This window comes from Maribellus sediminis, from assembly GCF_011799805.1.
Classification (GTDB): Bacteria; Bacteroidota; Bacteroidia; order Bacteroidales; family Prolixibacteraceae; genus Draconibacterium; species Draconibacterium sediminis_A.
The window spans coordinates 1,702,869-1,728,578 of record NZ_WXUB01000001.1; the positions used below are offsets into that span (position 1 = coordinate 1,702,869).

The 25,710-nt window shown below is 39.4% G+C and carries 22 protein-coding genes and 1 tRNA gene; 20 read left to right on the forward strand and 3 right to left on the reverse strand.

The genetic code is table 11. From position 1 onward, the window contains the following. Positions 1–8 precede the first annotated feature (8 nt). From HFD85_RS06515 to HFD85_RS06600, 18 genes are all read left to right on the forward strand, one after another. Positions 9–1,475: a metal-dependent hydrolase family protein gene (locus HFD85_RS06515; RefSeq protein ID WP_206081872.1), complete on the forward strand. Its 1,467-nt coding sequence runs from the start codon at positions 9–11 to the stop codon at positions 1,473–1,475. 23 nt (positions 1,476–1,498) lie between these two features. Beyond that, the gene (locus HFD85_RS06520; protein ID WP_206081873.1) at positions 1,499–2,965 is read left to right on the forward strand and encodes a metal-dependent hydrolase family protein; all 1,467 of its coding nucleotides are present in this window, start codon (positions 1,499–1,501) and stop codon (positions 2,963–2,965) included. Positions 2,966–3,121: 156 nt separating this feature from the next. Next, a complete protein-coding gene (locus HFD85_RS06525; protein ID WP_167606431.1) occupies positions 3,122–4,417 on the forward strand; it encodes a serine hydrolase domain-containing protein in 1,296 nt (431 codons plus the stop codon). A gap of 20 nt (positions 4,418–4,437) precedes the next feature. Next, the gene (locus HFD85_RS06530) at positions 4,438–5,349 is read left to right on the forward strand and encodes a hypothetical protein (RefSeq protein ID WP_167606434.1); all 912 of its coding nucleotides are present in this window, start codon (positions 4,438–4,440) and stop codon (positions 5,347–5,349) included. A 114-nt stretch (positions 5,350–5,463) separates the two neighbouring features. Continuing rightward, entirely contained in the window at positions 5,464–6,633 is a 1,170-nt protein-coding gene (locus HFD85_RS06535; protein ID WP_167606437.1) for a DcaP family trimeric outer membrane transporter, read from the forward strand. A gap of 83 nt (positions 6,634–6,716) precedes the next feature. Then, positions 6,717–7,496 carry a hypothetical protein gene (locus HFD85_RS06540; RefSeq protein ID WP_167606440.1) on the forward strand — a complete coding sequence of 260 codons (780 nt, stop codon included), beginning with the start codon at positions 6,717–6,719 and terminating at the stop codon, positions 7,494–7,496. A 61-nt stretch (positions 7,497–7,557) separates the two neighbouring features. After that, positions 7,558–8,208, forward strand: a complete 651-nt coding sequence (locus HFD85_RS06545; protein WP_167606443.1) for a DUF3299 domain-containing protein — start codon at positions 7,558–7,560, stop codon at positions 8,206–8,208. A gap of 42 nt (positions 8,209–8,250) precedes the next feature. Next, positions 8,251–9,504 carry a carbohydrate porin gene (locus HFD85_RS06550; RefSeq protein ID WP_167606445.1) on the forward strand — a complete coding sequence of 418 codons (1,254 nt, stop codon included), beginning with the start codon at positions 8,251–8,253 and terminating at the stop codon, positions 9,502–9,504. A 25-nt stretch (positions 9,505–9,529) separates the two neighbouring features. Further along, the gene (locus HFD85_RS06555; protein WP_206081874.1) at positions 9,530–11,191 is read left to right on the forward strand and encodes an amidohydrolase family protein; all 1,662 of its coding nucleotides are present in this window, start codon (positions 9,530–9,532) and stop codon (positions 11,189–11,191) included. A gap of 143 nt (positions 11,192–11,334) precedes the next feature. Continuing rightward, positions 11,335–12,489 (forward strand): BamA/TamA family outer membrane protein, encoded by a 1,155-nt coding sequence (locus HFD85_RS06560; RefSeq protein ID WP_167606447.1) that lies wholly within the window; start codon positions 11,335–11,337, stop codon positions 12,487–12,489. A gap of 39 nt (positions 12,490–12,528) precedes the next feature. After that, positions 12,529–14,487: a hypothetical protein gene (locus HFD85_RS06565; RefSeq protein WP_167606449.1), complete on the forward strand. Its 1,959-nt coding sequence runs from the start codon at positions 12,529–12,531 to the stop codon at positions 14,485–14,487. After that, positions 14,480–15,541, forward strand: coding sequence for a hypothetical protein (locus tag HFD85_RS06570; RefSeq protein WP_167606452.1), 1,062 nt, complete (start codon positions 14,480–14,482; stop codon positions 15,539–15,541). The genes HFD85_RS06565 and HFD85_RS06570 overlap by 8 nt, the downstream gene beginning before the upstream one ends. 26 nt (positions 15,542–15,567) lie before the next feature. Beyond that, positions 15,568–16,785, forward strand: coding sequence for a BamA/TamA family outer membrane protein (locus HFD85_RS06575; RefSeq protein WP_167606454.1), 1,218 nt, complete (start codon positions 15,568–15,570; stop codon positions 16,783–16,785). 15 nt (positions 16,786–16,800) lie between these two features. Next, complete coding sequence (locus HFD85_RS06580) at positions 16,801–17,523, forward strand: ABC transporter ATP-binding protein (RefSeq protein ID WP_167606457.1); 723 nt, start codon at positions 16,801–16,803, stop codon at positions 17,521–17,523. Further along, entirely contained in the window at positions 17,520–18,794 is a 1,275-nt protein-coding gene (locus tag HFD85_RS06585; RefSeq protein WP_167606459.1) for an ABC transporter permease, read from the forward strand. The genes HFD85_RS06580 and HFD85_RS06585 overlap by 4 nt, the downstream gene beginning before the upstream one ends. A gap of 10 nt (positions 18,795–18,804) precedes the next feature. Further along, a complete protein-coding gene (locus HFD85_RS06590; protein ID WP_167606461.1) occupies positions 18,805–19,455 on the forward strand; it encodes a DUF3299 domain-containing protein in 651 nt (216 codons plus the stop codon). A gap of 91 nt (positions 19,456–19,546) precedes the next feature. Next, positions 19,547–20,062, forward strand: a complete 516-nt coding sequence (locus HFD85_RS06595; protein WP_167606464.1) for a nuclear transport factor 2 family protein — start codon at positions 19,547–19,549, stop codon at positions 20,060–20,062. A gap of 156 nt (positions 20,063–20,218) precedes the next feature. Then, on the forward strand, positions 20,219–20,695 hold the full coding sequence (locus HFD85_RS06600) for an acyl-CoA thioesterase (protein ID WP_167606467.1): 477 nt from the start codon (positions 20,219–20,221) through the stop codon (positions 20,693–20,695). A 195-nt stretch (positions 20,696–20,890) separates the two neighbouring features. On the opposite strand, the gene HFD85_RS06605 is transcribed toward HFD85_RS06600, so the two are convergent. Beyond that, on the reverse strand, positions 20,891–21,412 hold the full coding sequence (locus tag HFD85_RS06605) for a hypothetical protein (RefSeq protein ID WP_167606469.1): 522 nt from the start codon (positions 21,410–21,412) through the stop codon (positions 20,891–20,893). A gap of 225 nt (positions 21,413–21,637) precedes the next feature. Then, positions 21,638–23,623: a hypothetical protein gene (locus HFD85_RS06610; protein WP_167606471.1), complete on the reverse strand. Its 1,986-nt coding sequence runs from the start codon at positions 23,621–23,623 to the stop codon at positions 21,638–21,640. Positions 23,624–23,886: 263 nt separating this feature from the next. On the opposite strand from HFD85_RS06610, the gene HFD85_RS06615 reads away from it, so the two are divergent. Next, positions 23,887–24,873: a helix-turn-helix domain-containing protein gene (locus HFD85_RS06615; RefSeq protein WP_167606474.1), complete on the forward strand. Its 987-nt coding sequence runs from the start codon at positions 23,887–23,889 to the stop codon at positions 24,871–24,873. 187 nt (positions 24,874–25,060) lie between these two features. Here the strand turns inward: HFD85_RS06615 and HFD85_RS06620 are convergent. Continuing rightward, positions 25,061–25,137: transfer RNA gene (locus HFD85_RS06620), tRNA-Met, on the reverse strand. 148 nt (positions 25,138–25,285) lie between these two features. Between HFD85_RS06620 and HFD85_RS06625 the strand changes: the two genes are divergently transcribed. Further along, positions 25,286–25,663, forward strand: a complete 378-nt coding sequence (locus HFD85_RS06625) for an START-like domain-containing protein (RefSeq protein WP_167606477.1) — start codon at positions 25,286–25,288, stop codon at positions 25,661–25,663. Positions 25,664–25,710: the final 47 nt, after the last annotated feature.

The window sequence follows — 25,710 nt, forward strand, 5'->3', positions numbered from 1 at the left end:
AAAATGTTATGAAAAAGCTAAAAAGTATGTTAACTGTTGTTATCCTGTTTTTTGCAACAGGTTTTTTAGCAAATGCACAGAATGAAGAAGTAACCTTAATTACCAACGTCAATATTTTTGATGGTGTAAACGAACAACTACTGGAAGGTTATGATGTTTTGGTGGTGAAAAACCTGATTAAAAAAATCGACAAAGACATCAAAATTGCCAAAAATTATGAGATTGATGTAAAAACCGGTGGATACAAAGCCATGACCGGAGGATACCTTACTGATCTCTCGCCCTATGGAGAGAAAAATGCTGTAATGGTTTACGAACCCGAAAAGAATGTGACAATACAGGTATCGGTGAATGTTATCGATGGAGAAGGCCGCACTTTAATCCCAGGCTTAATCGATGCCCACTGGCACATGGCTTTGGCGGAACTGCCAATGAGTTCAATAATGACAGGTGACGCATTTGAGGTGGGAATTCGAATGTCCAAGGCTGCTCCTCATACATTACTGCGAGGATTTACTACTGTTAGAGACATGGGTGGCAATACATTTAGTCTCAAAAAACTAATCGATGCCGGAGTGGTTGAAGGACCGCGTATACTTCCTGCCGGACCAATGATAAGCCAAACAGGAGGGCACTTCGACTATCGTTTGCCTAATCAAGTACCTAATAGGTCGGGTCTAATAGATTACTGGGAACGAGTGGCGATTAACGCAGTAGCTGATGGTACCACCGAAGTTCGGAAGCGGGCTCGCGAAGCATTTATGTTGGGTGCAACCCAGGTTAAAATTGCCGGCGGTGGTGGAGTTGCTTCCAGCTATGACCCAATAGATGTGCGCCAGTATTCGCTTGAAGAAATGAAAGCTGTTGTTGATGTTGCTAACAGTTACAATAGCTATGTAGGTGCGCACATCTTTACAGATGATGCAGTTCAAACCGCAGTAAAAGCAGGAATTAAAAGTATTGAACATGGTATGCTCATTGGTCGGGAAACCATGCAGATGATGAAGGATAACGATGTTTGGTTGAGTATCCAACCTATATTAAACGATGAAGACGCAGAAACGTTTCCAAATCCTGAGTCGAACAAAAAGTTCGTAGAAGTAACAAAAGGAACCGAAACAGTATATCGTTTAGCCAAAGAAATGGGCGTAAAAATGGCCTTTGGAACGGATCTTTTTATGAGTGCAGAGGCTACTGCCAAGCAGGGTAAGTTACTATCCAAGCTCGATCGTTGGTTTACTCCTTATGAGGCGCTGAAAATGGCAACATCAGAGAATGCCGAACTGATGGAGTTATCTGGTCCGAGACATCCGTACAAGGAAGGTCCTTTGGGTGAAATAACAGAAGGCGCTTATGCCGACTTAATTATCGTAGATGGAAATCCACTGGAAGATTTGAGTTTAGTGGCCGATCCGGAAAAGAACTTTGTGGTAATTATGAAGGATGGCAAGGTATATAAGAACACTCTGAAATAATCAAACTTAAAAATCAAAATGTTATGAAAAAATTAAGAAGTATGTTAACTGTTGTTATCCTGTTTTTTGCAACAGGATTTATAGTAAATGCTCAGAATGAGGAAGTTACCTTAATCAAAAACGTCAACATCTTTGATGGTGTAAATGAACAACTACTGGAAGGTTATGATGTTTTGGTGGTAAAAAACCTGATCAAGAAAATCGAAAAGGATATTAAAATCGCAAAATCTTACGAAATTGATGTAAAAACAGGAGGCTTAAAGGAAAGACCCGGAGGATACCTCAATGATTTTTCTACCTCAGGAGATCAGGTTGTTATGGTATACGAGCCCGAAAAAAATGAAAAGAAAGAAGTTAATGTTAATGTTATCGATGGTGCAGGTCGTACATTAATGCCAGGGCTTATCGATGCACATTGGCACACAACTTATGCTTACACTCCTGCACCGGTTCTATTTCTAAATCAAGGCGATATGCCAGAAGTGGCAATTCGTAGCATCACAGGGGCTGAAGAAACCTTATTGCGTGGATTCACGACAGTTAGAGATCCGGGAGGAAATCCGTTTGCTATCAAAAAACTAATTGATTCAGGTGAATATCCGGGACACCGCATTCTTCCTTCGGGACCATTTATGAGTCCAAATTCCGGTCATGCTGACTACAATGATAGACTGGATACGCCAAAAGATAAACGATTCCTCAACTATTGGGAAAGGAATATGATGGCAATGACTTCGGATGGAGTTGCAGAAGTTCAGCTTCGAACACGCGACATTCTGAAGTATGGTGCTACGCAAATTAAAATTTGTACAGGTGGTGGTGTTGCTTCTTTATACGACCCTTTAGATGTGAGTGAATACTCGGCAAGTGAAGTGAAAGCGGCCGTTGAGGAAGCCACTAACTACAACACTTACGTGCATTCGCATGTATATACCGACGAAGGAGTTCGGTCGTCTGTTGAAAACGGGGTAATGTGTATTGAGCATGGATTTTTCGCTTCGGAAGCCACCTTAAAGTTAATGAAAGAAAAGGGAGCTTGGATTAGTTTACAGCCTGTTGCCTTAGAAGACATGAAATGGGATGATCCAATCAGTCAGGCCAAGTTTGAGCAAATTATTGAAGGCATCGATTACGTATTTCGTACAGCAAAAAAAGTAGGTGTCAATATTGCTGTTGGTAAAGACCATCTTTTTAGTGCTGAGACGGCAGACCAACAAAGCGAATACGTAGTTCGTCTGGGAAAATGGTTTACGCCTTATGAAGCTTTGAAAATATATACTTCTGAAAATGCTCGCCTTTTGGAAATGAGTGGCCCCCGCCACCCTTACCAGGAAGGACCACTTGGGGTGGTAAAAGAAGGCGCGTATGCCGATTTGATTATGGTAGATGGAAATCCGCTTGAGAACCTTGAATTGGTGGGAAACCCGGCTAAGAATTTTGTAATGATAATGAAGGACGGCAAGGTGTATAAGAATACAATATCAGAATAAGATTTTGATTGATAGTTAATTACATCTGTTAATTATTAGGATATGATTATAAATAATAAACTAAGATTTTTATTAGTCTTAACAATCGCGATAATTTTGAATGCCTGCTCACAGGTCGAAAATAATAAGACCGAAGATATTTCAACCAATGATGAAATGGCTGCTAAATATGCAGGTGAAAAGTCAACACTCACGGTTGCAGATCATAAAAAGTTGTTGGAAGAGGGGTATCCTATTCATCTTGTTCGAAGAGCAAAAGATCTGTTCTCCTTCCGACACTTCTCGGTAGATGCATTGGACCATAAGGAAACAGCTGAAGATGATGCCTTGTACTATTTTAACTTTATGTGGGAATTTCTTCCGAGTGCGGTTGTGCCGGCATCTAAGAACACATTCGAATTGCCAAGAGTATTAAATCCGGAATTGGATAACCTTACATACTCGGATGTTGAAGGTAATTCATTCCCAACCCTAAAAGAATTTATTGATTCTCCTGAATCCAAACTTCAGGCCATCATGATGATTCATAAAGGCAATGTTGTGTACGAAGAGTATCCCGGCATGCGCCCCGAGGACAAACATCTGTGGATGTCGGTAACAAAGGCTCTTTCGGGTACATTGATGCTCGACTTGATTCAAAGTGGCAAAGTAGATTCTGAGGCACCCATAACCCAATATGTTCCAAGACTCAAGGGAAGTGCATGGGATGGTGTTCCTGTTCGGTCTGTACTTACCATGACTACAGGGCTTAATTTAGATGATATAGCTGGCAACATGTATAAATCAGGCACAATGGAACAGCGGTATTATAAGGCATCGTTCGGAGACTACTACAATGGAAAAAAAGAGGACTGGATTGAAGTTATCCGGGAAGCAGAAAAGATTGCGGAGCCTTATACCAAGTATCAGTATGCCAGCCTGAATACACAGGTATTAAGTGTTGCCATCGAGAACGTTACGGGTAAGAAATTTGTTGATTACCTCTACGAACGATTCCTTCAGTATGCGGGTACCGGAGAAATGGTGGCAAACCTGTTTCCCGATGGAAGTATTCATGCTGCTACCGCTATGAACTCCACATTAGAAGACATGGGCAGGTTTGGTCTTCTTTTCACTCCAACCTTCAAGAAAATTACAGGTAAGGAAGTAGCCTCTCCAAAGCTTGCGGAATATATGTTCGACTTTATGGTACCCTATGATATACTCTATGAAAGTGCCGTAGGTAAAACGGCCTATACATACCTCGGAACCCAGGATTTTTACGGTGGTGGCGCACAGTTCGATTTCTTGTGGGAAGATGGTGCCTTTTGCAAATTAGGACATAATAACCAGGGCATCTACATCGATCCGAAGCGTGAGTTTGTTGGAGTTTACTTTAGCGCATCGCTTGCGCCTAACCTTCCAATTGGGTTTATAAGAGCTGCAGCTTTAGCGTTGGATAAAAATGAATAATACTCTAAAAACACGAATCTATGAAAAAACTTTACACGATATCACTGCTGCTGTGCATGCAACTTTGCATATTTAGCTTATCTACAAATGCACAAGAAGATGAATCGGTACCTAAAAGTGAAGCCGAAATCGCGAAAGAGTTATCTAATCCGAATACAACGCTTGGAACCATGGCTTTTCCCATCGATTATATTCATTACAATGGTGATTTGCCTGGTGCTTCAAGCCAAAACGGATTTTTGCTCAATTTTCAACCCAGTTTACCTATTCCTTTATCCGAAGGGGTGAATTTATTTGTGCGACCTTTAATTCCAATCTATTTAAGCCAACCGGTATTTGGTGATAATGGTTTCGAGAATAAAGGAGTTAACTTAGGAAATATTAGCGCCGATGTTGCGGTTGGAAAAACGTGGCCTTCAAAAACTATTACCATTGTTGGCGTATTTGGTGGGTTTCCTACCGCCACGAACAAACAATTGCGTTCGAAATTTACAACAGTTGGCCCTGAGTTTATGGTGGCACAGATGTTTAACTGGGGGGTTTTGGGTGTCATGTTCAACCATGCCTGGAGCGTAAATAGTTACACTCCTGAAGATGACGTAGTCCTTGCAGCAACTCCAGATCAATTCTGGATTTCAACTGCCAATAAGCAAACGGCAAGTGTTACAGCTGGACAATATTTTTATGTTGTTAATTTAAAAAATGCCTGGCAAATTACCGGGCAACCGACTTTTGCCTATAATCATAAAGCAGAAAAAGGAAGCCGCTTTACATTTCCAGTTGGAACGGGTGTTAATAAAGTGACCCGATTTGGAAAATTACCTGTAAAACTTAGTGTTCAGTACTGGTACTACCTGGCGAGACCAGATGCTTTTGGCCCGCAACACCAGGTTCGTGTGCAAATTGCACCGGTTATTCCTTTGCCTTGGTAAGAGTGATAAATCAACGCATTAAAATGATTCTAATAACGTAAGATCTATAAAATGAAATCTAATAAAAAACATTTATGTAAGTACTTTTTTCAAATCTTATTAGGAGTGCTTTTTATGTTGCAATCAGCTGTTGCACAGGATAATTATTCAAAATTACGTGGTAGTCCGGAAGACAGTTTGTTAACCAGGAACTTTCCGGGAGCATGGAATTTGCCCGGAACAGATTTATATATGAAAATTGGTGGTTATTTTCGATTAGATGCCCTTTATGATTTTAACGGTGCAGGAAGCAGAAACCAGTTGTTAATTGGTCAAATACCTGTTGATGGAACTGAAGCTGCTAATGCCGGGCCATTCTTTAACATGCATGTGCGCGAAACCCGTTTTAACCTGGACATAAGACGTACCACGGAATTGGGCAGACCTTTAAAGTTTTTTATTGAATTTGATTTCTTTGATGAATCGCTTAGTGCTGCCCAGCCTCGTATGCGTCATGCCTTTGTAAAATACGGGAATGTACTTGTAGGGCAAACATGGACAAATTTATCCGATTTGCGTGTGTTTCCTTTTATAATGGACTTTTCAGCCGGTGATGCGTTGTTTGGTGGTAGATCTGTTCAGGTGCGTTACGAAAAATATTTTAAAAAGCACTGGCAGTATAGTTTTGCTTTGGAAATGCCCGGACTCAATGGTATATATGCCCCTGATAACGATGCTGGTGCAAAGATGCCGACATTGCCACTCTTTTCAGCAAGGTTAAGCAATGAACGCGATAAAGGCATGCTCATGTTGGGTGGTCAGGCTGAACAATTACGATGGGATGGAAGAAAACAAGGTCCGGATGCCACAGCTTTAGGCTGGGGAGTGGTTTTCAATGGGCGACAATTTTTCACGAATCGGTTGTTTGCTACCTGGCACAGTTCTTATAATGTAGGTATGATTAGCCAAATTCTTGTTTTTGGTGGAACAGATCAGGGAGCAGTTTTATTACCGGATGGTGAACTATACCTTGAAGATGCAATTACACTTGCTATCGGTGGAGGATACCAATTGTCTAAATCCGTTTCCACCAATATTGCGTATGCCTACTTAAAACGAGGAAATTTAACTTATCGCCCCGAAGATGCCTTAGAAAAAGGAGGCATGGGGCATTTTAACCTTATCTGGCAAATCGATCCCAAAGCAACTGCTGGTATTGAGTATGCCTGGGGGAAGGTACATACGCTTGAGAACTCCAAAGGAAATGCATCCAGACTTCAGGTAATGGTAAAATATGCGTTTTAGCCATTTGAAAATGCATCGCTGGCTGGCAGGTTTGAAAGTTATGGTACTGAGTATTATTTAATAATGAATAAGATAAATAAAATATGAACTTAAAACTGTTGAAACAACTGGTAGTTTTTATTTTTGCTTCAATCCCTGTACTGACAGGGAATAGCGTATCTGCACAACAATTTAATTGCGATAATTACCTCACCATGCCTCACGGTACTGGTACTTTTGTTTTGTCAGCCGGCGAACGTAATTCAGCCCTGTATGCCACTTTTAGCTTACTCCCCAGGTTTGAGCTGAATTTTTCAACTGCAATGTTTTGGGAAGACGAAAAAATAAATTCACCACAACATTTTAGCACAAATGTATTTGGAAAGTATATGTTTTGGGTAAATGGCAGCAATACTGGGGGAGGTGGAGTTTTTCTGGGAATTGGTAAATCTCCAGGATATTATAATAAAACCGGCTATTCGGCATTTCACAAAAATTACTGGACCTCAGTTCCGGTGACCTTCCCTTTGTTTCAAAATGCCATTTCGTGGGACATAATGCCTGGAGCCATGGTTGATTTTGACCACGGAAATAACAATGAAACAGCTTGGGGTTTTACATGGTCAACACGATTGGCCATCTATAAAATTGTTCCCGAAACAGCGATTGTTGTCGAGGCTTATGGAACCGAAGGCAAGGCCTACTCAAAACCGGAGTATAAAATTGGACTAAGATGGGAACCCAACGATTATATCATCCCGGCGATATCTTACGGAGCCTGCTTCGACGGTAGCCAAGCCGCTGGCTTTGAAATTGGAATAATAATATTTACACCTCAATTTCTTAAAAAGGATTTCATTAAAAATAACCACATAATTTATTGAGGTTCCTTATTGAATTAAATCATGTGCGAGAAAGAAACAAATTTATGCAATTAAATAAACTATGAGAATTGTTTTTACCATAATCGCATTGAGCTTGTATAGCCTGGTAAACGCTCAGGACTGTAAGGAGATTTTGTGGGAAGATCTGGTGCGAAAAATTGAATTTGATGATCCTTTTACAAAATTGAGCAGAAGTCAATTGGTAAAACTTGCACGCGTTGCCAGATTTCGTGATATGAAAGCGCTACCAAACATAGAAATTACTGATATGGAACAGGCTAAAAACGATAGTATTGAAAAACTATTAGAGGATGAAAATGTGGATATCGATGGGCTTTTAGCACGGCGACATGAGATTGAATTACTAAGGCAAAAAAAAGTAGAAATGGTTAATAACAGATTTAACCAACAAAATGTAGCTATAAACGGCTACATATTGCCACTTAATTTGGTAGACGAGAAGGTGTCCGAGTTTTTGTTGGTTCCCTGGGTTGGAGCCTGCATACATACACCACCACCACCCAAAAATCAAATTATTTATCTTGAATTGGCTGAGCCGGTAAAACCCACTAAACCCTTTCAGGCAGTTACGGTAAAGGGCACTATAGCTACCAATACAAAGGTAAGTGATTTGTATTTGGTTGATGGACGAAGTCCAATAACATCAGGTTATAGCATGAAGAATGCCGACATAAAACTTTATATAAATTAATACTACAAAAGAGGGACAGTAGGAATACTTTAAACTAAGCGTATGAGAAAACAAAAGATTCTGGTTCTTTCCTTTGCTTTTCTTTTGTCCACAGTACTGGTGTACGGACAGGAACAGAAGCAACGGGAAACCAACGATATTGCCGGTCCTTCTTCAGTAGGTAATCAAATGAAATCGGATATAATTTCCAGAAAAGCCAAAGTAGGATGGTATTTTCTCGATAGCCTCGATGCAGCAAAGGACCGTTTTTACGACAAAACCGGATTCAAGGCAAATCTGGATTATAACTCACAAATTATGGGGGTTACAAAAGCCATCGGTAACAACATTGGAGCCAGTGGCGTATTGCGACTCTATGGGAAATGGGACTTTGTACGACGAGGTACTCCGTTTCAAGGGGGCTTAGTATTTAATCTGGAACACCGCCATAAATATACCGAGAATCCACTCAGAGAATATGGAATTCTTGATGTTGGTTACGCCGGATTGATACAATCTGTATATAACGACGATAAATTCAGAGTTACAAACCTTTATTGGCGTCAAACCTTTGGCACTAATAAAGTAGTTGTTTATGCCGGGTTTGTGGATATGACTGACTGGACCGATATACATGCCGCTGCGAGTCCCTGGTCGAGTTTTAATAACATGGTATTTGCCACAGGTTCCGTAACAATTGGAGGTGGTTATCCGGGTGGCTCTTTGGGGCTGATGGTAAGTGCATGGCTGACAAAACAGTTATATGTAGTGGGCAGCTTTACCGACATAAATGGAAAAGCTACCGAGTTTTGGAAAGGTTTTGATACTTTTTTTAACAAGTTCGAAACTGTAAAAACTTTAGAGCTGGGCTATACCCCGGGTTTAGAATATGTATTCTTTAAGAATGCTCACCTTACATTTTGGCAGGTGGACAAACAAACAGGAACAGGAATACCGAGTGGGTGGGGTATAGCAGGATCTGTTAGTTGGGGAATCGGAGAGAAACATCTGCCATTTATCAGAGGAGGATATGCAAACGAGGGAGGAGCATTTTATAAAGGCTCTGTAAGCGTAGGATATTCATACAATATTGCCGGCCCAAATACATTCGGTATTGGATTTAACTGGAACCGGCCAAATCCGGGCATATTTGGTGATGGTTTGAAAGATCAACATAGCTCAGAAATATTTTTCAAATGGCAGGTAACGCACCATTCTGAGCTTACGCCGAATATTCAGTTAATTGGAAACCCCGCTTTTAACTCAAAGGATAATTTCACTACCCTCTTTGGCTTACGGGCAAGAGTGTTTATTTAGTTTTCAAAATTTTAAAACAATACTTATGAAATCAATTGATGTTTTTTTGCAAAAGGTGTTCAGATTAACTTTGTTTGTACTATTGGCTTTTTTGTTCGGTGGGACTTTATTTGCACAAGATTATGATCTTGTAATTCTTAATGGACGGGTTATGGATCCGGAAACGATGCTGGATCAAGTTCTCAATGTAGGTGTGAAAGATGGCAATATTGTAATCATTACTTCAAAGAAAATTGAAGGAAAGGAAACCATTGATGCAAGCGGACTGGTTGTTGCTCCCGGCTTTATTGATACACATTTTCATGCCTTAGATGGTTTGTCGATGAAGATGGCAGCACGCGATGGAATAACTTCTGGTATGGATTTGGAAATTGGTGCTACCGGAGTGGCAGCCTGGTACAAAGCAAAAGAAGGTGCCTGGCCAATAAATTATGGAACAGGAGTAAGTCATGAAGGAGTACGTATTCTGGTTCATGATCCGGAAGTGGATATGCCGGAATGGGCGGATTGCCCCGGATTCCTTGGGAAATACAGAGCTGAGGCTTGTGAGGATGGAGTATGCGGTTGGCAGGATACCGAAAGTGATGCGGAACATCTTAATGAAATCTTAAAAATTATGGATGAGGGTTATCAGGAAGGAGCTCTCGGTTTTTGCTCTACTGTGGGTTATATGGTAAAAGGAGTGACAACATTTGAGATGTATAAGTGCCAGGAATTGGCTGCTAAATATGGTCGTTTATCAGAGGCTCATGTTCGATTTCATGCCAATCCGAGTCATCCACAGGGATCATTAGGTACAGATGAAATCCTGGCCAATGCACTTAGTTTGAATGCACCGCTTATTGTTGCGCACAACAACGAATTTGGTTGGTGGGAAAACGAAGAAAAACTCCAAAAGGCGCGTAAGCAGGGGTACAATGTATGGTCAGAGTATTATCCATACGAGGCTGCTTCCACTTCCATTTCGTCAAGTTTTTTTGAGCCCGAATTGTACAAAAATGTTTTTGGTTTGGTTTACGAAGAGACCATGTATGATCCGGTAGATGATAAGTTCCTGACTCAGGAGGAATTCCTTAAAACCAGAAAAGAAGATCCAAGCAGATTAATGGTAATATTTAGTCCCGACCGTAAAAAGTGGATGCCTAATTTCTTGCGTATGCCACATATGACAGCTGCTTCAGATGCTATTTTTTCAGGAAGAGGAATTGATTCGTGGGATGTACCCTACGAAGAATACCAGGGACACCCCAGAACTGCCGGAACAAGAGGTACTGTATTAAGGTTAGCACGAGAACAAGGTGTGCCTTTAATGTTTACTTTATCACAATTATCCTACTGGTCAGCCAAACATCTCGGAGATGCGGGTATAGAAGCCATGCAGAAAAGAGGTCGTATGCAAGAAGGTATGGTAGCAGATATTGTAATTTTTGACGCTAAAAACGTTACCGATAATTCTACTTACAAAAGTGGTTCGCAAGGATTGCCAACTACGGGTATACCCTATGTGATTGTGAATGGCCAAATGGTGGTGAAGGAAAATAAGTTTCAAAAAATATGGGCTGGTCAGCCAATTCGTTATGAGCCAACCGACAAAAGTAGATATGTGCCCATTACCGCCGAGGATTGGAAGAAACAACATACTATCACAACCATCACAATTGATGATGGAGGTGCAGCTGGTAAATAGAATAAAATTGTTTAGATCGGTTTTAAATAATGGTCGTATAGTTATGGGAAATCCTGTAAATAATGAGTATTTTTAAACAAACGCATAAAATCGTAACTGCAGATGTCGTCTGTTTTATACGGCAATGCTTAAACAGAACATACATGAATAAATATTTACTCTTATTCCTGTTTTTATTTTCTGGTGTATGTTCGCATGCGCAAAGCGATTCTACCGCTACAGAAAAAAATAAAAAGAAGTTTTCGTTGCGCGACCCGGAAGACAATGCCATTGATTTAAGTTCGTATCTCATCGATTTTAAAGGCGTTATGCCCGTGCCGATTATCATTACCGAACCGGCAGTGGGATACGGGGGAGGTGTCGCACTTATCTATTTTCACAATCGTAAGAAGAAATACAATAGCTATGTAGCCCCTAATCTGACCGGTGTTGCCGGTTTGGGTACGCAAAACAAAACCTGGGGAGCAGCTGCATTTCATACCCACATTTTTGGCGAAAACCGTGTTCGTACTACCACGGCATTTATTCTGCCCAAGATCCGTTACGATTATTATGGAAATAACAGCGAATTGTTAAGCAAGAATCCGGTAACTGTTAGGTTAAATTCGTGGGGTATATTTCAAGAGGCAGAGCTCCGAATTGCTGAGTCGAAATTTTATGCCGGCTTGGCTTATATGTACTTTAAAAGCAATGTATCGTTTGACACAATACCCGGAAAACCTTTAGTAAATTTAATATTGAGTCGGCTTAATAGTAATTCGGTAATAAGCACCATTAAACCCATGCTTGTTTACGATAGCCGCGACAATAATTTCACACCAACAAAAGGGATTAATTCGGAATTATCCATTAGTCATTCTGCTAAATGGTTAGGGTCAGATGATAAGTACAGTACGCTTAAAACCGATTTTTACGGATATTGGCCTATCGGCTCAAAGGTTTTCTCAGGCTGGCGTTTTAATGGGAGTTACATGCTTGGTGAAGGTCCTTTTTACGCTTATCCTTTTGTGTCGTTGCGGGGAATTCCGGCAATGCGCTATCAAAGCGACAATGTGCTTGTGGCAGAAACAGAATGGCGGTATAATTTTTACAGGCGCTGGTCGGTTGTTGGTTTCACGGGTGTAGGCAAAGCATTTAAAGATTTGGACACATTTAATGATATTGATTTCACCTATACTGTAGGTAGCGGAATCCGTTATAAACTGGCACGTATGCTGGGCCTTCATTCAGGAGTGGATTTTGCCATGGGGAATGGAAAAGATTTTGCCTTTTATATCGTATTCGGAAGTTCGTGGTAGGCGAATAATGTAAAAAATGAATATTAATTAGATAGAGTTATGATTGGAAAAATAAGTTTAATGCTGTTAACAGTGGTGCTGGTTTTTGTTTCTTGTGAGCAACCCATGGACCCGGTAATAAAATCGGTTGAACAAACCAAAGCACTGTTGCATGCCCATCACTGGCATGTTGATGATTTTAGCGTTGAAGTAAAGGATAAAGACATCCCTCCTCCCATATTGTGGAATCTGGCCGATTCTTTGAGTATGGCCGGGATATTCGATCTGGATGATATGGTTTTTGATGCTTCCGAAATGCGAAAAATGATTGTAGAATTTACGCCTGACGGTAAAATTGTCCCTTTAAATGAGGAAACACAATGGCTGAAAACAGACGACGAACACATTGCCAGCTATTTTGTGATTAACGACCAATCATTGCGGATTAAAAACGACAAAGTCACGCTGCATTACAAGTATTTTTACTATTCCGATGAAAACCAGTTGTTGCTTACCGTTACCGAAAATGAGGCTGCATCATTAATCTCGGATATCAACAAAAAACTTATCGATCGTATTTCAAATCAATCGCCAGATAAATTGGCAGATATTATTACATCGATACTTTATAATAATGAAGCGCTTCACGAAATTATTAATAACGCACTTGTAGATATGATTTCGGGGAAACTTGATTTTATTAATGACATCAATCCCGATGAAGCTTCGAAATATTTGGCTGAAGAAATCTTAATGGCACTTCAGTCCATCGATTGGGAGACAAAACTTACGGAAATCCTAAAAGAAGAACTGGAGAAAATTACCGGCATTGATGCCGAAGCCGTGGCGCAGCAAATGTCGACCGCCATTGCCTTAAAAATCAACGAATCACTTAGTGTTGAAAATATTTATGATTTCGTACTTCCGTATCTCGATAATCTGGTTTCGAATCCCGAACAAAGTTCGGAGCAAATTGCCCAGCTTATTGTGCAACTGTTTTTTACGGTTTTTAACCAGGATAACCTGCAAGCAATAATTTCACATGCCTGGGCCGATTTTACCATGTTAGAAGATGAGCGTGTAGCAGAAATATCGTCGAAACTCACCAATATTGTTCAGGATTTATGGATAAACGAAGATGCTTTGGTTTCACTATTATTGCCGTTTACCCTGAAAATTGATGAGACTTCGATACTTAAAATGGGTGAGCTAGCAGACCAGGCTACCGAATCAATTAGAGTGGTGGTAGGCAAAATAAATGAAACCTTCCCCGACCTGAATTTGACGCCTGACTACGAAAATTTAAACAGTTCGATTAAAACGATTTTTATTGCCGCTAAGCCGGCCATTGGTTTGGCAGGTGGCCCAGAAAAAGCTGCCCAGGGTGTAGCCAATATCGTGTTGGATAACTTCATCACAACAGAATTGTTGAACAACACATTTAGCTCTACTATAAAATACCTGCAAACCATTGATGCCGATATGGTTGGCGAAAAGATAGCAAGCTGGTTGGTGAACCTCGAAGAGAAACTTGCACCGGAAATTATTGAAAATCTAAAGCAATTGTTTGGGCCAATTCTTGAAAATATAAATCCTGAGTTTACCGCCTTTAAAATTGCCAAAGCTTTAAATGGTTTTATTGGCGAATCAGTAACGCCGGAGGCATTGAACAGTCTGATTTACCCAATTCTTAAAGCATTTACCGAAATTAATGCCGAGGCAGTAGCCAACTTTATAGCCGTAAAACTTTTGGAATCCGACCTTATTAATGGCATCATAAATCAAGAAAATTTGGTACAAATACTATTGCCTGTTTTAACAGCCATTTCGGATTCAGACACTAAAGAAATTGCTCAAAGCCTGATAAATGCAATTCTAAACACAGGAATCTTTGAAGATATTCTTACTGAGGAAAGAGCATCAACCCTTATTGCTGTGTTAATTTATAATGCATCCTGGGAAGAAGTAAAAATCGTAAACAATTTTAAAGAAGCAACCATAATCCTGCGTCATGAATAAATACCTAACCATTTTTACAATAGCATTAATTTTTGGGCTTTTTGCTACGCGTGCAAACGGACAAGGTTCTGTTCCCAATAGAGCGCTCAGCGATGTATATAAAGAATACACCGATAGTTTAAAACGTACTCCTTACCGTTGGCATTGGCCTCTCATGGGGGCAAAATTGAGGAAGCTTGGCTTCGATCTGCCCTATCCCAACGGTTTGATGATAAATTATGCCTATTCACAGCAATACCTAACCCTGAGTGATGTTCATGTTGGCTTTGATCCTAATAATTTAACACCAATTGATGGATTTGCCCGGTTTGGCCAAATAAAGGCAAATGTTAATGCGATTTCTGTTCGATATGATTTTTGGTTACTTCCCTTTGTAAATTTTTCAATACTTGGAGGACGTATAAATGCAGATACGAATGTTGATCTTGGTTTACCTTTCGAAGCCAGTTTTGTGGCTCATTCACAAGGTACATCCTTAGGTTGGAATGTAGTTGGAGCCGGTGGTCTTGGGCCAATTGTTGTTAACGGAGATTTTACGCAGGTTTTTACCTGGACTGCCAACACCGAAAAACCCTCGAAAACCAATGTAATTGGTGCAAGGTTAGGACATATGTTTCGCTTCAAAAAAACGCCTTATCGTAACTTTGTGGTACTTGCCGGGGGGCAATACCTAAAACTGAATAAAGCAAGTACGGGGATGGCAGATTTAGAAAAAGTGGCAGGTATTACACCCGAAGACAAAGTTCGTATAAGCGAACAATTGGACGATTGGTATTTTGGTCTTCCGGGCAGGGAGCAGGAGATTTTAGGTGGACTATATCAAGGCTTGGACTCCTGGTTAAATAACACAGGGGGAACGAACTTACATTACTCCTTTAATAAAAAATTACAATATCCGTGGAGTATGACGGTTGGATTTAACTATCAGCATAACAAACGTTACCAGTTTACAGGAATATACAGTTTTTTAGGTAGCCGTAATCAGTTTGCTTTCGGAATTACTTATCGTTTTGGCTTCAGAGGTAAAAATTATTTGCAAGGACTTACATTGTAATACTAAAGTGGTCTAAAACAAAATAAATGATTTTTCACACTCATATCTTTATAAAGAACATCGTTTATCGATGGTGGGGAAGCATTTGTTCAACAGTTATCCTAAAAGTTCTGTTACTGTTGTTTTTCATGCTGAACCTTTCATCCTTAACGCATGCTCAGCGTCCCGGACAAAACATTCGGAAAATGAACAAGATGATGGATGAGTTGTACTACGACGAATCTGATACAAGCAGGCTTAGCAATCAACAAAAAGGCATACTCCCAATTCCAATTATAGTTACCGAACCCGCGTTGGGCGGATTTGGAGGCGGTGTGGCACTTGGATATCTGCACTCAAACAAACGTAGTTTGAGAAAAGATACACCTGCAAACGTTACGGGCATTTTTGGAGGAATGACTATGAACAAGTCGTGGTTATATGGGGTAGCACATTCGGGAACCATTCTCAACGACCACATCCGATATACAGGGGGACTGATGGATTCGAGAGTAAACATTGCCTTTTACAGAGAGTTTTTATCCGTAACCATTCCGCTGAAAGTTAGAATGGATATTTGGGGTACAGCGCATAAATTGTTATTCCGGCTTGGCGAGACAGACCTGTTTTTGGGGCCGCGGTATATTTTTTCGAAAACCGTGAGCCACCCTGATATATCTACAGATAATCCTGGTCTTGATTCTTTAATCAATAGTATAACCGGTAAATCTAAGTTGGGCCTCTTGGGTTTAGTATTCAGCTTTAAGAATGTAAAAAATACCTTTTCGCCGGATAAGGGATTTGATGTAGGTATATATATCGATTATAATGCCACTTTTTTTGGGGGTGATGAAAATTTTCTAAAAACTGAAACTTATGCCAAGTACTATTTTGAACCTGTATCAAAAATCTATGGCGCCATACGTTTGGAAGGACAATTTATCGAAAGTAACGCGCCGTTTTATGCCATCCCTTATGTAGATTTACGTGGAGTTCCTGCTATGCGATACCAGGGAGAAAATGTGATTTTGGCAGAAACGCAGTGGAGATGGGCTTTTTATAAAGATTTGTCGGTACTTGGTTTTGTAGGAGGTGCAAAGGCGATGAATAATTTTTCGAATTTCAAAGATGCTGAATGGATTTACAACTATGGGGGTGGGGTAAGATTTGCACTAAAAAAACTATTTCGGATAAGGCTTGGCATTGACACGGCTTGGAGTAATGAGGATTTTGCCTGGTATATTTCCGTTGGCAGCTCATTTTAAATCATGTGAAATTTTATGGAACAGTTAAAAATAAAAGACCTTGAATTTAAATGGAACGGACAAGAAAATCCACTCCTAAGAATTGACCATTTGAGGATTGAAAAAGGTGAACGCTTTTTTTTGCAGGGAGAAAGTGGAAGTGGAAAAACTTCGCTGTTAAGTTTGCTGGCAGGAATAACTACTCCGCAAAAAGGAGCCATTGAATTGCTGGGACAGCTGATAAACAAAATGAAAGCGGGCGAACGCGATGAGTTCCGTGCCAGCTATATGGGCTATATTTTTCAACAGTTTAATCTGGTTCCGTACCTCTCGGTTATCGAAAATGTTACACTTCCATGCCAGTTCTCAAACCACCGGAATAAGGCAGTTTTGGCATCTGGGAGCAATGCCAGGGATGAAGCCATTCGTTTGCTTGATCATGTTGGTTTGGCCGGTAAAGAAGTTCTGCATAAACCGGTAACTGAATTAAGTATGGGGCAACAACAACGTGTTGCAGCTTGCCGTGCCCTTATCGGAAGCCCGGAGATTATTATTGCCGACGAACCCACTTCTTCGTTGGATGAGAAAGCTCAACAAGCTTTTATTCGTTTGCTTTTGGCAGAATGCTCAGCCAACCAAGCTACACTGGTGTTTGTGAGTCACGATGCCAAATTTTCGCATCTTTTTGATAAAAGTGCGCGCCTTGAAAACGGTGGAATTATTTATACCGAACAAAAAAGCAAAGGAGGTGCAAAATGAAATTCATTTTAAAGCTTGCACTAAAAAGTATCCGCTATCGGAAAGCCACACTTTTGCTTAGCATTCTCTCCATCTCTTTAAGCGTTATTCTATTACTCGGCGTTGAGCGTATCCGTTCGGGAATTCACGATAGTTTTACCAGTACCATTTCAGGAACCGATCTTGTGGTGGGAGCCAGAACCGGAAATATTTCGTTGTTGTTATCTACCGTTTTTCATATTGGTTACACCAATCAGAATGTCAGTTGGGAAAGTTATGAAGCTATTTCTTCCTCACCTGAAGTGTCGTGGGGTATTCCGCTTTCGCTGGGTGATTCGCATAGAGGATTTCCAGTGTTGGGAACGACTGCTGATTTTTTCACCCATTATAAATACGGTCATAACCTTGCTGTTCAACCAAAAACTGGAAACACTAACATCGGGGAAATGAATTGTGTTCTTGGATCAAAAGTGGCAAAGGAACTGGGTTATGAAGTTGGCGACAATGTGGTGGTAACGCATGGCATGGGGAAAGAAGAATTTATGAAACACGATGATGAACAATTTGTGGTAACCGGAATATTGAGTTCTACCGGTACACCGGTTGACCAAACCGTTTTTGTTTCGCTGTTTGCCATGGATGCTATACATTCGCATTTTTACGGACAAGAAACAGAAGAACACGATGTTTTTGAAGATGTCTTAAATAGCCACGAGGGACATCAGCATGAAAAGGAACCCAATTCTATTACCGGCTTTTTTATGGGACTTAAAAATCCTGCAGATATACTGGCTGTTCAACGTAAAATAAATAACTATAAAAGTGAACCTTTAACTGCAATTATGCCCGTGGTTACTTTAACTGAACTTTGGAACATTGTTCGGCCCGTTGAAAAAATGCTGATAGTTATTTCTGTTTTGGTTTTAATTGTCGCGCTTGGAGGAATTCTGGCCACTTTAATTACCAGCTTAAATGATCGAAGACGCGAGATGGCCATTTTACGTTCGACAGGTGCAAAACCCAAACATATTTTCGGATTGATACTAATCGAAACCATTGCGGTAATTTTAAGTGGGATACTTACCGGAATAATAATCTTACAAGCGGTGGCTATACTAAGTAAAAACCTTGTGGCTGAAAAATTAGGACTAATGATACCTATGGAATGGTTCACCATAAACGAACTGCTTTTGTTGTTTAGCATAATACTGCTTGGCACTTTGGTGGGTATACTACCTGCTTATCAATCGTATAAAAAATCAATGTCGGATGGACTTACCGTCAAAAAATAAAAACGTAAATATGAAATTAATTGGAATAATTTTTATTGTAATAACAGGCCTTGTAGGCAAGGCGCAGGATGTTAAAGAACTATCGTGGTACGACCTTGCGCCAAAAGTAGAATTTGATGATCCCTTTACAAGATTATCAACTGAACAGTTGCACAGTTTAAGCCAGATAGCGAAATACCGGGAAAAAGTTGCGCCAATCGATACTGATTCGAGGATAAAAAAACAAACTAAAATTGATAGTCTGGAACAGGTATTAATTGCTGAAAATGTAAATATTGACAGTCTGTTAAGTTTACGGGCCAAAATTACCCAGTTGCGCAAAGAAAAGGCAGAAGTAGTAAACGATGAACTTGACAGCACCGAAATAAGCATCTCTGGTTATTTACTACCTTTAAATTATGTAGATAATAAAACAACCGAATTTTTGTTGGTGCCTTGGGTTGGAGCTTGTATACATACTCCGCCACCACCCAAAAACCAAATTGTTTACCTAACATCGGAGAAAGGTTATGAGGTGAATTCTCGTTTCGAAGCAGTGACAATAAAAGGCCATATGCAGTTAAAAGACAAAACCGCTTTGCTTTTTTTAGTCGATGGATCTGATAATATTTCAACCGGTTATTCGGTGTTGGATGCTGAAATTTTGAAATATGGACAATAATAGGTTCTCAAAAAGGAATTTTGATATTTATTCAATAGTAGGATACAATTTTTGCAAATAGGGAAAGCGTATAATCTTAAATTTTAAAATTATGAAAAAAGTAAATTACATCTTATTCATTCTGTTCTCTTTCATGATTATTTCCTGTACCAATCAGAAACAATCAATTCGGGAAAATTTAGAAATTGTGGAGAAATTTCAAAAAGCGTTTGTGGATCACGACATTGAAACTATAAAGTCATTATTGGCTGACGATTATGTTGGATATGGTCCTTCTATTGGCGATTCGATTCGCAAAGATGATGCATTACTAATTTGGGATCAGAATCTGGAATACATGTATGATAAAGTAGAGATGAATGTGGCCGAGAATATAGCTATATCAAATGTTAATGTGAAAGATGGCGGGCAATGGATTTCCAGTTGGGGTACTTTAACTTTGAAATTTCAAAATTATGGTAACGAAGCAGTCATTCTGGCTAATCAAATCTTTTTGATAAAAGATGGAAAGATAAAGAAGACCATTATTTTTTACAACGAAGCAGATGCGTTGCGTCAGGCAGGTTATCATTATGTTTTCAAAGAACCAATCCATTCTAATGAATAGTGTTTCTCTAATTTTTTATTGAAGAGAGCTTTCAAAGTAGTTATACGTTGAGGTGGCTACAGTAGAAGACTTAAGTCAGTTCTATTTTTTTTATCTATAGCACAGATAATCTTCATTAGGCTAATAAGTAACATATCAAAATTTTAAAAAAAAGTAATGAAAAAAAAGAGTGCTGAAATTATTGTTAGTCACAGACAGGTATTTCCCAACGATGCCAATCCTTCCGGAAATATGTTTGGTGGTCGTATCATGGAAATCATGGACGTTACCGCGAGTATTACGGCTAGTCGATATGCTTCGAATGCTCATCACTGTGTAACAGCTTCAGTAGAAACGGTTCAGTTTAACCTTCCTGTTCATATTGGTGATATTTTGAAGTTCGTTAGTCAAGTGGTTCATACAGGGCATAGTTCTATGGTCATTCGTGTTATTGTTCAACGTTATAACCGCAATACTCAGTTAGATGAAATATGCACCAGTGCGCATCTGATATTTGTTGCTATGAATGCAGATGATAAGCCTATCGCAGTACCTGAATTAGACGTTAGTTCTCCTGCGGCTAAAAGAGCCTGGGAAATTGGTTCAAAGGTACGCGAGAAATCATTAAAGATTAAATCGATGAATGAGTCTTGATAAGACATAATCGAGTTAGAGCTAGAGTTGGAACCCGAATAATTTAGAATTCAGTGACCTTTGTAGACTTGCTAACAGGGTGTTTTTCGATGTAAGTTTTTCGTAAGTAAGATGTTTATGCTTGGGGATGAAAGAAAGGGAAAAGCTAAACGTTTGAGTTGTAACCTTTCCCCTTGTCAAGCAACTGAATAATGATCAGTTAAACGATAATAAGGATTTATAATCTTTATCGTAATCAACCGTTGTTTTATAAGTAATGGCAGATTGTGCTTTCTTTTCATGTTTCTGTTGGTTTATTAAATCAAAGTCTGCCAATTCGGCCCAATGTGTTGAGATAATTCGATTTTCTTTAATAATTTCAGGCTTAAGTGCTGTGTGATCGATACGATTTATTGCTATGGCATCAAAAATGAAATCTGAATTATTGCCCTTTTCATTTGCAAAAGCGGCATTCTCGGCATCAAGGTCGAATAAAGTGTAGAATTCGTTATCTTCTTTCTGAATATAACCCGTTTGGTTTAAATGCATGTCTTCTAAAGGCCGGTTTGGATTTGAAAAGGTTGCCACAAGTGACATTTTTCTTTTGTTTGAAATACGTTTTAATTCAGAGGTACCATTTAGGGTAAATAGCATAAAAATGTTTTGAATACTTCTTTTCATATTTATTTGTTTTTTATTGTTATTACTGATACAAAAATAGGCCTGTAATCTCTTCATTTCAGTCCATTTTGGCTCGTTCATTGTCCCTTTTAGCTCAACATTTACTACATTCTTAGGATGATGATTCTAACGATGATACAATTACGGAAGAGAGACAGCCCGCAAAGGACTGCCTCTCTTTTTTTAATAATAGTAATAACAATAAATAGTAACTATTATGTTCTTATTTCATTGTGTTTCACCTGATCCTGGACAACAGATTGTTTGCATTTCTGATTCAAATCATCTCATTCGTGCCGAACTAGGCATTGGTCGTGTCAAAGGCTGTGATGGCCTTGACGGACGCATTGCCGGTTGACTAGGCCTGGCGACGGGGTTTGAAGGTCGTACGCTCGGTTGAACCGGTCTTGTAGCCGGCCGGGTCGGTCGCACATTTGGCCTTTCAGGCGTAACCGAAGGGCGAGATGGTCTTGTTACCGGACGGCTTGGTCGGGTACCTTCTTCTATCGGTATGATAGATGGCTGTCCTGGCCGACCTGGTCTGTCAATAGGGCGATCTGGCCGTTGTCCATATGGCGGACGATGATGTGGAGGTTTATGATGTGGTGGCTGATGGTATGGCGGACGATACATGGGAGGTCTGTAGCTATACCAGTTCCAGCGCCAGTTCCAATGCCAATAAAACGAAGAACTATACCAGGGCGAATAAATAGGCACCCATCCATAAAACGAATCGTAGAAATATCCAGCTCCATAGGTCATCGGGTGATGATAGTAATGTCCATACCAACCGCGGTAATGGAATCCGGTTCCAAATACTATTGTTGGTCCATTAATGTATGATCCTGTATATCCCGATGTATATCCCGAGTAAACTGTTCTGTCAGTATTTTTATAAACATATACATGTTTAATGTTATAGAGTGGATTGTCAGCCGGAATATTTTCAACACCTTCCGGACGTTGAGTGGCTATTTGCCATGGACCATTAGGTGTTGATGAAGAGTACCATACTGCATCATCTACTAAATAATATTTACTGTTCCATAATAGTATCGAGCTCGACGTATTTACAGCATATTTTAATGGGGTTCCCACAATTTCTGAAAATTCAGGGTTTCCATTGTATTCTATCTTTTTATCCAGCGTTGTAGAGATATCTTTCTTTGTAACTTGAGGAATCTGAGCATCTCTCACTGCATCTATAGCAGCTTTAGTCCCGGGTACGCTTACCAGTACACTGCTTTTTTTGTGATCTTCCGGAATTTTGGCAAAATCTTTAGGTAAATCATCTGGCGCGACATATTGCCATTTTCCTTCCAATTTATCCGATACAAACCATCTACCCGAAAACAGAGAGTAAAAGTTATTGGTATTTAAATCCTTAAAAACTTCTGCATCGGAATTTTCAACAAAAGCGAGATTTGTATTAGGAATAAATACGTATTTAGGAGAGCCTTCTGTTGAGATAAGAACGGACGGTTCGGTAGTTACAATTATATCAGGAACGATTTTGGCCTGAACTTGCTCATTTTGCATGCTGTCATATAAGTCAGGTGCATGTTTTTTTACTACTCGTTTAGTGCCACTAGGCACTTTATTTGTGTATTCCCATCCGCTTTGTATATTTTCTGACGAAAACCATAGGCCTCCACCATACATGTAGTGCAGGCCATTTTTGTTGTCTTTGATAATAAACGCGGCTGCATTCGAAACCTTCGAATATCTTTTGTCAAGTTCTTCGTAATAGGGTTCTCCATCTACAACAACTAATGCCGAAGGATTATTGCTGTATATAACGGGAGGAGCTTCATTGTTAAGCTCTGAATCAATGAAATTGTCTGAAGATTTCAATACTTCATCAATTTTACTTTTCGGAAGTTCACTGAAAAGCGTCTCTAAATTATTATATAGAGTTTTTTCGATTTTCTCTTTTTCCTCCGTCGATAGTTCTTCTGCCATTCGAATGTCAATTACATTCCAGTTTTCAACTTCGTAAACTTCAGCTGAGTTTTCTCCTTTCAGTTCAAATTCTGCCCAAAATGAGCCGAATAACTCTTCTGATGAATCATTTTGCTTTGTAATAAAAGCACTGCTCATCTCAATCTTTCCATTTTCGCCTTCCTTAAATTCAGGTGATGGGCCAAGTATTTCTACTGAAATTTCTTGTTTTATGCTTTTTGTCTCATTGTCCCCAGCACTTCGTGGTGATGCAAGGAGACCAACTGAAAGCATTGTTGCCAGGATCATTCCTACTAATGTTTTCATGACTTAATATTTTAATTGTTATTGCTGATGCAAATATGAGGGTTTGCATCCTCCTATACTGCTCGAAATAGCCCAGCCTAAACCCCTAATGGCCCAAATAGAATCCCAAAGAGTTCAATACTTATCTAATGGATTTCTTGATAATAAATGAGTCCCGCCAATAGTTGCAAAGACTTGTAAAAAACGACAAGACAAAGAATTGAGAGGCTACTCTAAAAATGTTATATTAGCTTATATAACTTTCAATAACAGGATACTTACTAATGGAAACAACATCAGAGCATGTAATTAACATTCAGGAAGGGAGCATTCAAAAAATTTTGAATGCTTTGGAACAATACTTTACCGGAACAAATTCAGGGAATATCTATGATTTCAGGAAAGGTTCCAGCCATATTCATTTGGCATATTATAACATTCTCGAAGAATTTGAATTGTTTTTGCTTCGAGTAGTATTTGAAAATTCAACATTGGTTAAACGGCTGCCTGATAACCGTGCTGATATTTTTTATCTCACACTTATAAAAGAAGGTAAAATTTACATGCAATACCAAAATCAACAACAATATGCTGAAGCCGGTTCTTCATTGGGTATTTTTTTGCATAACGGACTTTTTACTCTAGATTCTTCATATAGCCCGCAAATGAATTTACGATCAGTAAATATAAAATTCTCAAAAGCCGCAATGGAAAAAATTATTCCAGAAGCCATACCATTACTATCATACCTTTTCGCCGACAATGAACCTAAAGCTTATCATACTCATATTAGTCCTGAAGTGGAGAATATGATTGACGACTTATTTTTTTACGAAAATGTTGATTTCGGCAGTAAGGCTCTCGTTATAGGTCGTGGTCTTGAACTGTATACTTTATTAATGAGTTTGATAAAAAAGCGATTAGAAGCTAAGGATTTGCATGGTCTGCATGTTGACGATTATAACCGCCTTTTGGAAATTAAAAATTACGTTCTAAACAACCTTGACCAGAAAGTAAATATGGATGCTATTTGCCTACAATTTGGCATTAGTATATCAAAGCTTAAACGTGATTTTAAAACATTATTTGATTGCTCTCTTGGGCAATTTTACACACATGCAAGAATGGACGAAGCATACCGCCGACTTAAAACCGGTAAGTATTCCGTAATGGAAGTTGGCTACGATATGGGGTACCAAAACCTGTCGAAGTTTTCACAGATGTTTAAAAAGGTAAAGGGGATTAATCCGAACGAAGTTATACCTGTATAAGGTATTGATATTCATTTTTAGGAAGGCTTATTTACGGTAATATTCTAGGGACTTTTATACCAATATCCCTTTAAATACATCTATTTTGCTAGTTTTTTAGGTCTTTTTTTGATGTGTTTTTTGTGCAAATTTTGTGCAAATAAAAAGGGCTCACAACTTAATTCGGTTGTGAACCCCTTTATTTATTTGGTAGCGAGAGGCGGGCTTGAACCGCCGACCTCATGATTATGAATCATGCGCTCTAACCAGCTGAGCTACCTCGCCGTTTTGCCTCTAAAAAGGCGGTGCAAATATAGTATTTATTTTTATTTCGATCCTATTTTCAAAGAAAATTTCAAAAGAAGTTTTGTTGCCCCAAATTTAGCGTTTGTTAGTTCCGTTCTTATTAATTATATTGCCGAAAATCAGACTTATGACAAAAGTAAAATTGCAACTGGAATACCTTATAAACTGCTCACCTAAAGTTTTATACAATCGGCTAAGTACTGCCTCCGGACTGACCGAGTGGTTTGCCGACGATGTGCGCGTTAGAGGTAAGAAATATACTTTTATTTGGGATAACTCTGAGCAAACCGCTGAAATGACACTTCACAAGGAAAACCGCTTGGTACGTTACAACTGGCTTGACGATGATGATGAAACCTATTTTGAGTTTAAAATTACCCGCGACGAATTAACCAACGATGTGTCGTTGTTGATTACTGATTTTACGGAAGAAGGAGAAGAAGATGAGACACGTGGATTGTGGGACACACAGATCGCCGATCTGAAACACGTGGTCGGTTCGTAAAACACCTCTTCAATAAGCCCCGGCAAATGCATTTTCGGTAACCATTA